Genomic DNA, 12,929 nt, shown 5'->3' with positions numbered 1-12,929 from the left:
ACGCCTTGTAGTCACCCTCGGTGGGCGTCAGCAAGACTCCTCGCGCCCGGGGTGCTCAAGGGCGGACGCCCCGGCCGCCGGGGGCCTGACGCCGGCCATCCCTGGAAGGACGGCCGGCTGTCGGCTGCCGGCTAGTTCTGCAGGTCGTAGATCTCTTCCTCGATGTCCTTCTTGTCCGTCGCGTCCGGCTTCTTCACGAGGTAGTCCTTGAAGGCCTGCACGGCTTCCCGGCGCTTGTTCTTCTCCTTATAGGCGAAGCCCAGGTAGTAGTAGGTCATCGGGTTTTCCGGCTCGACGCTGGAGGCCTTGCGGTACCAGTCGATGGCCTTGGCGTGCTGGGCCTGCTCGGTGAAGGCGCGGGCGACCTTGTAGTAGACGTGAGTCAGCTTCGCGTCCGCCTTGAGGGCCGTCTGGTAGCGCTTGATGGCGTCGTTCCAGCGGGCCGCGTTGAAGTACGCGTCGCCGATGGAGCCGAGCACCCGGGTCCGGCGCGGGTCTGACTTGAGGCTGTCCTCGAAGGAGGAGATGGCCTCGTCGAACTCGCCGTTCTCCAGGTGGGCGTGGCCGAGCGCCTCGTGCGCGTCGGCGTTGGCCGGGTCCAGGTCCACGGCGGTGTTCCACTCGCGCATGGCGTCCGGCAGGTTCTTCGCGTCGCGGAGGATGACGCCGTAGGCGTAGTGGTAGTCGGGGCGCTTGGGGGCGCGCTCCACGGCCTTGCGCATGGCGTCCATGGCCTGGGTGAACTCCATCCGCTTCGCCTTCACGAGCGCCAGGTAGTAGAGCGCCTCGTGGTTGGAGGGCTCGTTGCTCAGCGCGAGGCCCAGGTTGCTCTCCGCGCCGGGCAGGTCTCCACGCTCCAGCAGCACCGCGCCCAGGGTGATGGGAATCGTGGTGGAGCGAGGGTCCTCGGCCTTGGCCTTCTCCAGTTCGGCCACGGCCTCGTCGAGCTTGCCCAGGCGCCACAGCACGATGCCGCGCTGCAGCCGGCCGTCCTTCAGCAAGTGGGGGTCCAGCTCCAGGGCGCGGTTGGCCTCCGTCTGAGCCTTCTCCAAGTCGTTGTTGAGCAGCGCCACGCGCGACAGGCCCAGGTGGGCGTCGGCGAGGTTCGGGTCGAGCTGCACGGCGCGCTCGAACTCCTGCTGGCCCAACAGCGCGTTGTTCTCCGCCAGGGCCAGCTCACCCAGACCGGCGCGCACGCCCGCGAGGTCCGGGGCCTTGGTGGCGGCCTGCTCCAACTGGGTGCGGGCCTCCGCGTTGCGGCGCTGCCGCAGGTAGAAGCGGCCCAGGTAGAGGTTGGCCTCCACCAGGGTGGCGTCCGCGGCGATGGCGCGCTTGTAGTGGCCCTCCGCCTCGGAGAGCTTGTCCAGGGCGTCCTCGATGCGGCCGTAGAGGTAGGCGATGCGGGCCTCATTGGGGAAGCTCCCGCTGGCCTTCTGCACCGCCTCCAGCGCGGCCTGCATCTTCCCGGTCATCACCAGCGAGGTGATGTGGCCGTCGGCGTACTCCAGGTTGTCACCCTCTTCTGAGGCCAGCGCCGTGTACAGCGGCAGGGCGCCTTCGTAGTTGCGCTGGGCGCGCATCACGTGGGCCAGCTGCGCCTTGAGGAAGTCGGACTGAGGGTCCTTCTCCAGGGCGGACTTCAGCTCCGCCTCCGCCTCCTTGGGCTTGTGCTGGTGGAAGAGCGCCACGCCCTTGAGTCCCCGGGCGCGAGCGAGCTCCGCGGGACCGAGCGCGGACTGGACGTCCTCGGCGAGAGCCTCCTCCACGGACTGGGTGCCCTTCTCGGCATCCTTGCGCACCAGCAGCTGCACGGCCGCGAGTTCCACGGCGGAGGCGGCGTGCTTGCGGTCGGCCTCGAGCGCGGCGGCGTACGAGGCGGCGGCCTCGTCGGCACGGCCCGCGGCCTGGTGCAGGTTGCCCAGCGCGTGGTGGGCCTTGGCGGACTTGGGGTCCGCGGCGAGCACCTTCTTCAGCGTCTCGATGGCGCTGTTCTGGTCGCGCTTCATCGCCTGGGCCTCGGCCACGAGGAAGGCCAGCTCCAGGTCCGCCTGGTTCGCCTCGCGGCTGAAGGCGTCCAGCAGCGGGGGCAGCGCCGCGTCCGCCTGTCGGGAGGTGAGCGCGAGCGACGCGGCCGCCTTGATGACGTCGACGTCCTTCTCGCCCAGCAGCGCGATGTCCGCCATCGCCTCGCGGCAGCGGCTCATGTCGGCCATGTCGGCCGCGGCGTACTTGCGCTGCAGGTAGTAGACGGACTGGCACCACAGCGAGCGCACCGCCGGATACTCCTTCTCCTGGAGCGCCTGCGCGGAGAGGGTGTGCGCCTGCTTGTAGCTGGCGAAGGTGTCCTGGAGGAGCGCCTGGCTCGCCTGGCTCACGAGCTGCGCCTGGGGGGAGCCGTCCGAGACGCGCGCGGGGAAGATGGCCCGGCGACCGAAGGCGCCGTAGCGCGTGCCGAACTCCGTGCCCACGCCGATGCCCAGCATCAACACGGCCACGCCGGCGGCGATGAACAGGGGGATGCGCTTCTTGATCTTCGCATCGGCGCCACTGCGGTCCACGACGGAGACCGCGGCCATGCGGCCTTCGTAGAGTTGCTCCAGGCGACGCATGTTCGCCTGCGTTCCACCCGGGTCGGCGCGAGGGGCTTCGGAGTCCGACGCGGTGGCGACGGGCGCGGCGGCCACGACCTTGGACGGGCCCTCCATCAGCCGCTGGATGGCGGAGGCGAAGGTGGGGATGGTGCCGATGGCCGACCACGACTCCGAGTCCAGGGAGACGTCCTCGTTGCCGAGCAGCTGCCCGTCCTCGAGCATCTTGACGACGACGCCCTCGTCGAACGGGCCGAACACCTTGCCGGAGCGACGGCGGACGTGGAAGCGGCGCACCTTGGCGCCGGCCTGGCCCGTCTCGCGGCTCGCGGCGTCGTCGATGAAGGACAGCATCTCCAGGCCGTCCGCCGGACCCGCGTTGGGCGGGGGCGGCAGCGGGTCGGAGAGGTCCGCTTCCAGGTCGTCACCGGGCCTGGCGGTGGGGTCGAACTCGAGCGAGTCCGGGATGCCGGGCGACGCCGCGGGAGTCGGCGGCATCCCGAAGTCCACGTCGCCGAAGTCCACCGAGGGGTTGAACGACGCGGGAGGCGCGGCGGGAGGCGGGGGCTCGGCGAAGTCGAGGCTGAAGTCCGGCACCGGCGCGGGCGCGGAACCGAAATCCGCGTTGAACCCGGGCGAGGGGGGCGAGGCGAAGTCGAACGACAGGTCCTGCGGCTGCGCGGCTGGCGACGGCAGGTCGGAGAAGTCCATCCCGGGCGCGGCGGGCGACGGCAGGTCCGAGAAGTCCATCGCTCCCGCGGTGGGCGGCGACGCGGAGAACGGGTCCTCCCCCGCGGGCACGGGCAGCTCGGCGAAGTCGAACGACGGTCCCCCCGAGGGCGGAGGCGGCAGCGCGAAGGGGTCCTCCGTCATCGGCGCCTGCGCATACGCGGGAGGCGGAGGCAGCGCGAAGGGGTCTGCTTCCAACGGCGGAGGAGGCAGCGCGAACGGGTCCTCCGTCATGGGCGCCTCCGCGTACGCGGGAGGCGGAGGCAGCGCGAACGGGTTCGCCTCGACCGGGTAGCCGGCATGCGCGGGGTTGGGCGTGGGCGGCAGCGCGAAGGCGGTGGCTTCGCCGCTCGGGGTCTCGACGTCGAAGGCGAAAGGATCCGCTTCAGGCTGCGCGGGCACGGGAAGCGCGTCGTCGGAGAAGTCGAAGTCGCGCGCGGTGCCCGTCACGTCGGGCATTTCGACGGAGCCGTGGGCCAGGTCCACCGGCGGCGCCAGCGAGTCGTCCGAGAAGTCGAACTCGCGCCCCGCCTTGGGCGGAGGGGGTGCCGCGGGCCGCGGCGGCTCGCGGAACGCCGCGTTGGGCATCGGAATGGCCACGACCCGCGTCACGTCCCGGTCCTGGCGGACGGGCGGCTCCACGTCGTCGAAGCCCTCGCTGAACGCGTCCACCGCGCCCGGCAGGGGAATGGCGCCAGACGAAGACGCGACACCCGGCAGCGGGATGGCACCGGAGTCGAAAGGCGCGGAGGCACCAGGCAGTGGAATGGCGCCCGCGTCGTAGCCGAAGTCATCCTGCGGCGCGGAGGCGCCGGGCAGCGGAATGGCGCCCGCGTCGTAGCCGAAATCATCCTGCGGCGCGGAGGCGCCGGGCAGCGGAATGGCGCCCGCGTCGAAGGCGAAGTCGTCGTGCGGAGCGGAGGCACCGGGCAGCGGAATGGCGCCCGCGTCGTAGCCGAAGTCGTCTTGCGGAGCGGAGGCGCCGGGCAGCGGAATTGCACCCGAGTCGTAGCCGAAGCCATCGGACTGTGGGGCGGCGCCCGGGAGGGGAATGGCCTCGTGCCCCAGGGCGATGGCCCCGGAGGGCGCGGCGCCCGGGAGGGGAATCGCGATGGCGCCCGACGGCGCGGCCCCGGGGAGGGGAATCGCGGCGGCGCTCGGCGCGGACGCACCGGGCAGCGGAATGGCTGCGGCCGACGGAGCAGGCGCGGCAGGGGCCGCTGCGCTCACTCCCTCGGGTCTGATGGGGAAGGTGGTCTGGCACCGGGCGCACTTGAGCTTCGCGCCACCCGGGGGGATCCGCTTGTCATCGATGTTGTAATTCGTCTGGCAAGACGGGCAGGAGACTTTCATGGGGTTCCTTCGACGGGACCGGCGCGCGCAGGCTACCAGAGGCGTTTCCAGCCCGGAAAGAACGCGCCAGCCCGCAGTGGAAGCGGTCCCCCCCTTTACTCCCAGGCGGGCGGCCGAGGGGGCTTGAGATTTCGCGCCCCTGGCACCGCGCGTTCGGCTCCCCCTCACCCGGAGGAGGTGGTAGGACCGACCCGGTATGGAACCCATCGTCATCCTGGGAGCGGGGCTCGCGGGTCTCTCCACCGCCCATTTCCTCCAGAAGCCCTGGCTCCTCATCGAGAAGTCAGACCGGGTCGGCGGCCTCATCAAGACCGAGGTCATCGATGGGTGTTATTTCGACCCCACCGGGCACTGGCTCCACCTGCGGGACGCCGAAATCCAGGAACTGGTGAACACACGCTGGCTGCCGGGGCAGATGGTCCGCATCCAGCGCAAGGCGGGCATCTTCACGCGCGGCGTCTTCACGCGCTTCCCGTACCAGGTGAACACCCACGGGCTGCCGCCGGACGTCGTCGCGGAGAACCTCGTCGGGTACGTGGAGGCCATCTACGGCGAGAAGGGCCGAGCGCTGCGTGAGCGGGAGCCTCGCGACTTCGAGGAGTTCATCCTCCGCTACATGGGCGAGGGCTTCGCGAAGAACTTCATGGTGCCCTACAACCAGAAGCTCTGGACGGTGCACCCCCGTGAGCTGTCCGCCGCCTGGGTGGGTCGCTTCGTGCCCCGGCCCTCTCTCAAGGAAGTGGTGGACGGAGCGCTCGGCGCGGGCAGCGACGCGGTGGGCTACAACGCGTCCTTCGTCTACCCGCGCGAGGGCGGCATCGAGAGCCTGGCCCGCGCCATGCTGCGAGACTTGAAGGGCGGCGAGTTGAGCGTCCGCACCGAGCCCACCTCCATCGACTGGAAGGCGCGCAAGGTCGTGCTGTCCGACGGCAGGACGCTGTCCTACTCGGGGCTGGTGTCCACCGTGTCGCTGCCCGGCCTGGTGCGGCTCCTGGCCCAGGGCGCCTCGGGAGTGCCCGACGAGGTCGTCGCCGCCGCGAAGCGTCTGCGCGCCACCACGGTCACCTACGTCGCCGTGGCCGCCAAGGGCGCCAACCGGCAGCCCTGGCATTGGATCTACCTGCCGGAGCCGGAGTTCCACACGTACCGCATCGGCTCACCCTCGGCGGTGTACGACGCGCTGGCCCCCAAGGACACCGCGACGTTCTACGTGGAGTACAGCCACCACGGCGAGCTGTCCCCGGCCGCCGCGGAGAAGTACGCCGTGGAGGACCTGCTGCGCTCGCAGATGATCCACTCCGCGGACGACGTCCTCTTCGCCCAGGCCCGGGAGATTCCCCACGCCTACGTCCTCTATGACGACGCTTACGGGCCCGCGAAGGCGGAAATCCTCCGTTTCCTGGAGCACGCGGGCATCCTCACGGCGGGCCGCTATGGACAGTGGGAGTACTCGTCCATGGAGGACGCCATCCTTGGCGGGCGGGCGTGTGCCCGGACGCTGAACGGCTGACGAAGTCGAGACGCGCCGCGCCGCATCTTGTCGACGGGTGGCGCGGGGCATGCTAGGCGGACCGGACCGCAGCCTGTCCGGACCTGATTCCATGGCACCGCACCTGTCCGTCGTCATCCCTGTCTACAACGAGGAGTCCATCATCACCTCGGCGGCGGACGAGCTCCGCCAGGGGTTGGATGCGCGTGGACTCGACTACGAAATCATCTTCGCGGAGAACGGCTCCCGGGACGCCACGCCGCGCATCCTCGACGAGCTGTGCGCGAAGCACCCGCGCCTGCGCTGGTTCCATTCGGAGCGCCCCAACTACGGCGTCGCCCTCAAGGCCGGCATCAGCATGGCCCGGGGCACCTACGTCATCTGTGACGAAATCGACCTCTGTGACGTCACCTTCTACGACGCGGCGCTGCCGCGCCTGGAGCGGGGCGAGGCGGACATGGTCGTGGGTTCCAAGGCGGCCAAGGGCGCCAGCGACCAGCGCCCCCTCATCCGCCGCGCGGCCACCCGGGTGCACAACAAGCTCCTGAAGGTGACGCTGGGCTTCCAGGGCACGGACACGCACGGGCTCAAGGCATTCCGCCGCGAGGCGCTCCTCCCGGTCATCCAAAAGTGCGTGGTGGACATGGACGTGTTCGCCAGCGAGTTCGTCATCCGCGCCTGGCGCGAGGGGCTGAGGGTGATGGAGATTCCCATCCAGCTCCACGAGAAGCGCCAGCCGTCCATCCACCTCTTCAAGCGCGTGCCCAACGTGCTCAAGAACGTGGGCAAGCTGTTCTACGTCATCCGCATTCGCGGCACGTGAGCGGGGGAGGGCGCGCACCGTGAGGCTGGCGTCCATCTCCGTCGACCTCGACTCCCTGCCGCACTACTGCCGCATCCACGGCCTGCCGGAGTCGCTGCTGGATGCGCGTGCCCGCTCCCTCGTCCATGCCGTGGCGGTGCCTCGCTTCCGCGAGCTGCTCGACACGCTCGGCGCGCCGGGCACCTTCTTCGCCATCGGCGAGGACCTGGAGGCGGACACCATTGCCTCCTCGGGTATGCGCGCGGCCCATGAAGCGGGCATCGAGGTGGCCAGCCACAGCCACGCGCATGACTACGCCCTCACGCGCCGGGGCCCCGCCGCCATCCTGGAGGACCTGCGGCGCGCCGATGCGGCCATCCTCGCGGCCACGGGCGCACGGCCCGAGGGCTTCCGCGCTCCGGGCTACACACTGAACGCGGACCTCTACGCGGCCACCGTCGAGCTGGGCTACCGGTATGGCTCGTCCGCGTTTCCCGCCACGCCGTACTACGCGGCCAAGGCGGCGGTGATGGGCGCACTGTCGCTGATGGGGCGCCCGTCCCGCTCGGTGCTCGACACGCCTCGCGTGCTGCTCGCGCCCCGCGTGCCGTACCGCCCGGACCCGGCCCGGCCCTATCGACGGGGCACAGGCTCGGTGCTGGAGCTGCCCATGGCGGTGACGCCCGCCCTGCGCTTCCCGTTCATCGGCACCTTCGCCACCACGCTGCCGCTGCGGACCCTGCGAGGTGCGTGGCGCTCCTGCCGCCGCGACGCGTTCTTCAACTTCGAACTCCACGGCGTGGACGTGCTGGACGCAACGGACGGGATTCCCGGCGAGCTGGTCCGACAGCAGCGGGACCTGCGCGTCAGCGCGACGCGGAAGCTCGAGCGGCTGCGTGAAATCTTCGGCTGGCTGAAGTCCGAATGCGACATCGTCACGCTGCGCGACGCGGCCGGGCGGCTGTCCGCCACGCTGTGAGCGTCACCTGGCCACGGCGGGCGAGCCGAGCACGTCCACCACCGAGTCCAGCACGCGCGGGTCGGTGAGCATCCACGGGTGGAGCAGCACGGGAAAGGTGCGCTCGCTGGCCCCCGGAAGCCGTGAGCTGGAGGCGGGGAGGATGGTCAAATCCCACGGCGTCCAGAAGCTGTGCACCTCCGTGCTGCCCCAGGGACGAGGGTCCTGCTGGAGTGCCCGCAGGAGCCTGCTGCCGGGCCTCATCTGCGCCACGCCCTTGCCCCGTCCCAGGAACGCCAGGCCCGTGCCCGCATGAGGGCCGGAGATAGAGACGAAGCGCCTCACCACCAGACGCCCTCCGAGCAACTGCACCCAGTAGCGCGTGACGAGCGCCCCCATGCTGAAGCCCACCACGTCCACGCGGCGGGCGCCGGTGCGTGCGCGCAGGGCCTCGGCCTCGCGGGCCACCTGCCGGGCCAGCACGGGAATCCCCTCACTGCCGTTGTTGGGGACCATGGAGAGGGCGTGGACATGGGGCCAGCCCTCGCGCTCCAGCCGGCGGCGCAGCAGGTCGAAGGCGCTGGCGTTGTCGCCAATGCCATGGACGAGCAGTACGGGCACGCGCTGCTCCACGGGCGCCAGCCGTGGAGACGACGCGGCGAGCGCGGCGGCCGTCACGGCGCACCCCGAGGAGAGCCAGGCCAGGCCCAGCAGGACGAGCATCGTGCGCATGCGGGGCGAGACATGGCGACGTCACCCCTGGCTGGCATGGGGCCACGGGGGCATTCGTCCACTCGTGGCGGACCGGGGCTCAGGTGCCGTCACGCAGTGCACTCCAATCCGCCCGCACCTGGTCGGCATAGGCACGCGCGAAGGACGACAGCCGGTCCGTGGCCTGTGCCGCGTCGTCGCCCACCCAGGACCGCAGCTCGCGCGCCTGCCCGGGCGTGGCGCCGTGGGCCCGAGCCAGGACCTGACCGACCTGGGTGAAGACCGAGACCAGGTCCTTCTTTCCCGTCAGCGCCCCGTCTCCCAGCTTCGCCTTCTCCGGCTCCAGCTCGCGCACCAGGAAGGCCCGCCCTCTCATGCGTGTGGCACCGGTGAGCGGGTTGGCGTGGCCGGAGAGCCGGCGCTGCGCCTCCACCACCGCGCTTCCGTCCGCTGGAAGCGGAGGCGACTCCACGCTCGGGGCGAGCAGTTCCTTCAGCTCCAGCAGCACGGGAGGCGCCTTCGGGTCCGCCGCGCGCGCCAGCACCCAGTACCGCTCCAGCCCATAGCTGCTGCCGCCCGCGTCCAGCCGCTGGGCCACGTCCAGCACGCGCGGCGGCAGGGCGATGTCCCGCCGTCCCGTCAGCGTGGCCAGGGAGTCGGCCAGGGCAGCCCGCACCTCCCGTTGCTTCGCGGGGGAGACCGACTTCAGCGTGTCCGAGGTCCGGAAGCTCGCGGCGTCAGGGCCCTCCAGCCGGGCATGTTTCTTCACCAGGGCTTCGCGCGAGGTGTCGTTCGCGTCACCGAGGAGGTCATCCACCGCCCCGGTGGCCTCCTTCTTGGTGAGGAACGCCCCGGGGTTCTCCGCACCTCCGGCGAGCGACTCGAGTGTCGAGAAGTATGCGTCCGCGAAGGCCCGGAGGACGACCTCTTGTTCCTTGGGAGACAGCCCCGCCTCGCGCGCGGTGAGCACGGCGCTGGTCGCCATGCGCGTCAGGTCCACCTCCGGCGAGCCGCGTCCGGCCTGGTCGAAGTCGTTGAGTCCCCACACCGGTTTGCCTTCCGGTCCCCGGAAGCTGCCGAGGTTTCCCACGTGCGCGTCACCCACCACCGGGATTCGGGGCGCGGGGCGGTCCACCAGTCGGGCCTCGGCGGAATAGGGGCCTCGCAGGTCCGCGTGGAAGAGGGCGGGCATCATCCGGAAGAAGGACGACGGACGCTCGCGCATCAACGCCAGCTTCTCCTCGAGGCGCGCCGGAGGCAGGTCCAGCCGCGCATGGAAGTCCTGGCTGAACGTCACCGCCTGCCCGGGCGCGCGTCGGAGGGTGGACGCGGAGGCCCTGGCGCTGCTGGCGGGCGCCGAGACGGGAGCTGCGGCCTTCGGGGAGGAAGCCGCGGGGCGGGGAGGAATTCGCATGGGCGTGGGCTCCTCACGTTATCCCGGATGGGCACGGCAAGGTTTCCCCACTCCCGGTACGGGGGCCGGTGGTGTAAAGAACCAGGGATATGCTGGAGCGACTCGGCGACCGAGTGAAGAAGGGCCTGCGCGAATGGACCGACCGCCTGGCCAACGACGAGCAGAAAGAGCGGATGCAGGCCCTGGTTCGGCCTGAGAACGAGTACGGGGTCGACCCGTTCGGCTACAACCTCGACTTCAGCCTGTCGGCGGTGGCGCCCTTCCTGTGGCTCTACCGCAACTACTTCCGCGTGGAGACCTACGGCATCGAAAAGGTCCCCGCCGGCCGCGTGCTGCTGGTGTCCAACCACTCCGGCCAGCTCCCCCTGGACGGCGCCATGATTGGCGTCTCCCTGATGCTGGAGGCCAGTCCGCCCCGCGCCATGCGCAGCATGGTGGAGAAGTGGGTGCCGTCCCTGCCGTACGTCTCCACCTTCATGGCGCGCATGGGCCAGATTGTCGGCACGCCGGAGAACTGCCGGCGGCTCCTGGAGTCCGACGAGGCCATCCTCGTGTTCCCGGAAGGGCTGCGCGGCATCAACAAGCTGTGGCCCCAGCGCTACCAGCTCCAGGAGTTCGGCCTGGGCTTCATGCGCCTGGCGCTGGAGACGCGCACGCCCATTGTCCCCGTGGCCGTCGTCGGCGCCGAGGAACAGGCCCCCGCGCTCATGGACCTCAAGCCCGTGGCGAAGCTGCTCGGCTTCCCGTCCTTCCCCGTCACCCCCACGGGCCTGCCCTTCCCGCTGCCCACCAAGTACCGCCTGTACTACGGCGACCCGATGCACTTCACGGGACGCCCGGACGACGAGGACAGCGAGCTGGACAAGAAGGTCCGCACCGTGAAGGCGGCCATCCAGTCCATGCTTCACCAGGGACTCAAGGAGCGTCGCGGGGTGTTCTGGTGAGCGCCCGCGCCCCAGCTGACGGTGTTATGAGGCTCGCACCATGAGACCGGCCGTCGTCGTCACGGGTATCAGCGGCAACCTCGGCCGCACCCTCGCCAAGCTCCTCCACAAGCACGAGCGCATCATCGGCATCGACCGGCGTCCCTTCGTGGGCCGGCCGAAAGACGTGGAGATGTACGAGCTGGACCTGCGCAAGAAGAAGGCGGAGGACGTCTTCCGCAAGAACGAGGTCCGCGCCGTCATCCACATGGGCATCATGCATGACCCGCGGATGAGCGAGGAGGAGCACCACTCCTTCAACGTCGTGGGCACCACGCGCCTGTTGGAGTACTGCGCGAAGTACGGCGTGAAGAAGGTCGTCGTGTTGTCCTCGGCGAACGTCTACGGACCCAGCCCGGACAACTCCAACTTCCTCACCGAGGACGCGCCGCTCATGGCGGCCAGCCGCTTCTCCGGCGTGCGGGACTTGATTGAAGTGGACATGCTCGCGCATGGCTTCTTCTGGAAGCACCCGCACATCGAGACGGTGATTCTGCGGCCCGTCCACATCGTCGGGCCCACCATCAAGAACGCGCCCTCCAACTACCTGCGCCTGCGCCACCCGTGGATGCTGGCCGGCTTCGACCCCATGGTGCAGCTCATCCACGTGGAGGACGTCGCGCGCGCCATGGTGGCGGCCCTCCGCCCGGAGCCCAAGGGCGTCTACAACATCGTCGGCCCCGGCGAGGTGCCCCTGTCCGCGGTGATGCGCGAGCTGGGCAACTCCCCCATCCCCGTCCCGCACCCCCTGGCCCGGCCCCTGTTGGGCATGCTCTTCAAGTACCGCATCGCCAACTTCCCGCCCCCGGAGCTGGACCACATCCAGTTCCTGTGCGCCGTGGACGGCAGCCGCTGGGTGCAGGACGTGGCCTGGAAGCCTCACTACTCCATGCGGGAAACCATCCGCGCGGTGCAGGCCGAGTAGGGAAGGAAAGTCCGAGGGTTCCCTGACACGGTTGTCGTGCATGGCACGACGCCGGAGGCTGGACCCTCTGACAGGAGTGTCAGCACCCCGACGGCCTGCCCCCCTCATTGTCGGGCGGCCGCGAGTGCAAGCCCTTGAATCTCCAATGCAGGGCCCCGCACGCCACCCCCGGTGCGCGGAGTGGCATCGCCATTGCTCTAGGTTCCGGCGTCACCGCGCGGCGACGCGGGCCTGAACAACACCGTCGCCCCGCTCACATGTCAGGGCGCTCCATTGGGGAGCTCCCGACGCCCATCGACTCGGCCGGCCCCGAGCCGATGGGCGGATTCTTGTAGGGCACTCCATTGGGGAGTTCCCGACGCCCATCGACTCGGCCGGCCCCGAGCCGATGGGCGGATTCTTGTAGGGCGCTCCATTGGGGAGTTCCCGGCGCCCACCGCCTCGGCCGGCCCCGAGTCGGTGGGCGGTTTCTTTTCAGGGCAGCGCGCCCTTCAGCTCGTCCACGAAGGGCCCCGCGTCCTGCCGCTCCAGGAGCCACACGCCGTCCCGGAAGACGAACTCCGAGACGACGACGGCGGTGTTCTCCGAGGCGGACGGCAGGCGCATCCACTGGATGCGGCTCTGCACCGTGGCGTGCGCCCCGTCCTCGGCCAGCCGCACCTCCTCGATTTCGTAGTCGGTGATGGAGAGGTCCCGCTCGTCGTGGAGCTCGACGCGGGCGCGTGAGAACGCCGCGCGGCGCTCCGGGACGAGGAGGCGGGAGGCGCTCCGGAAGTCCTTCCACCGGATGAGCTGGTGGAACTTGTCCACGGTGGGCTTGAGTTCTTCCAGGTCGGATTTCTTGGATACGGTTGCGCATCCCGACAGGGCGAGCGCGAGAAACAGGGCAGGCAGGCGATTCACAGGGGGAACGGTAGCATCCGGTGGCCGCCCGGGACGAGAGCACGGTGGTATGGTCCCGCTCCCCCGCCCGAGCA

The 12,929-nt window shown here is 70.2% G+C and carries 9 protein-coding genes; 5 read left to right on the top strand and 4 right to left on the bottom strand.

Annotated features, from left to right (window positions below; genetic code table 11):
* Positions 1–131 precede the first annotated feature (131 nt).
* The gene (locus HUA76_RS42890) at positions 132–4,670 is read right to left on the bottom strand and encodes a tetratricopeptide repeat protein (RefSeq protein WP_174464192.1); all 4,539 of its coding nucleotides are present in this window, start codon (positions 4,668–4,670) and stop codon (positions 132–134) included.
* Positions 4,671–4,866: 196 nt separating this feature from the next.
* On the opposite strand from HUA76_RS42890, the gene HUA76_RS42885 reads away from it, so the two are divergent.
* From HUA76_RS42885 to HUA76_RS42875, 3 genes are all read left to right on the top strand, one after another.
* Positions 4,867–6,180, top strand: coding sequence for an NAD(P)/FAD-dependent oxidoreductase (locus HUA76_RS42885; RefSeq protein WP_141647249.1), 1,314 nt, complete (start codon positions 4,867–4,869; stop codon positions 6,178–6,180).
* Between the two features lie 91 nt (positions 6,181–6,271).
* On the top strand, positions 6,272–6,982 hold the full coding sequence (locus HUA76_RS42880) for a glycosyltransferase family 2 protein (RefSeq protein ID WP_141647250.1): 711 nt from the start codon (positions 6,272–6,274) through the stop codon (positions 6,980–6,982).
* A 19-nt stretch (positions 6,983–7,001) separates the two neighbouring features.
* Entirely contained in the window at positions 7,002–7,940 is a 939-nt protein-coding gene (locus tag HUA76_RS42875) for a polysaccharide deacetylase family protein (RefSeq protein ID WP_174464191.1), read from the top strand.
* Positions 7,941–7,943: 3 nt separating this feature from the next.
* On the opposite strand, the gene HUA76_RS42870 is transcribed toward HUA76_RS42875, so the two are convergent.
* Both HUA76_RS42870 and HUA76_RS42865 read right to left on the bottom strand, forming a co-directional pair.
* On the bottom strand, positions 7,944–8,651 hold the full coding sequence (locus HUA76_RS42870; protein ID WP_254614859.1) for a triacylglycerol lipase: 708 nt from the start codon (positions 8,649–8,651) through the stop codon (positions 7,944–7,946).
* 79 nt (positions 8,652–8,730) lie between these two features.
* Positions 8,731–10,044 (bottom strand): DUF2252 family protein, encoded by a 1,314-nt coding sequence (locus HUA76_RS42865; RefSeq protein WP_174464190.1) that lies wholly within the window; start codon positions 10,042–10,044, stop codon positions 8,731–8,733.
* 89 nt (positions 10,045–10,133) lie between these two features.
* On the opposite strand from HUA76_RS42865, the gene HUA76_RS42860 reads away from it, so the two are divergent.
* Positions 10,134–10,988, top strand: a complete 855-nt coding sequence (locus tag HUA76_RS42860) for a lysophospholipid acyltransferase family protein (RefSeq protein ID WP_141647253.1) — start codon at positions 10,134–10,136, stop codon at positions 10,986–10,988.
* A 40-nt stretch (positions 10,989–11,028) separates the two neighbouring features.
* Positions 11,029–11,952, top strand: a complete 924-nt coding sequence (locus HUA76_RS42855) for an SDR family oxidoreductase (RefSeq protein ID WP_174458532.1) — start codon at positions 11,029–11,031, stop codon at positions 11,950–11,952.
* A gap of 474 nt (positions 11,953–12,426) precedes the next feature.
* Here the strand turns inward: HUA76_RS42855 and HUA76_RS42850 are convergent, their stop codons facing one another.
* Positions 12,427–12,855 carry a hypothetical protein gene (locus HUA76_RS42850; RefSeq protein ID WP_174458533.1) on the bottom strand — a complete coding sequence of 143 codons (429 nt, stop codon included), beginning with the start codon at positions 12,853–12,855 and terminating at the stop codon, positions 12,427–12,429.
* Positions 12,856–12,929 lie beyond the last annotated feature (74 nt).

This window comes from Myxococcus sp. CA056, assembly GCF_013336715.1.
GTDB lineage: Bacteria > Myxococcota > Myxococcia > Myxococcales > Myxococcaceae > Myxococcus > Myxococcus llanfairpwllgwyngyllgogerychwyrndrobwllllantysiliogogogochensis.
This window is presented reverse-complemented; position numbering and strand designations above follow the sequence as displayed.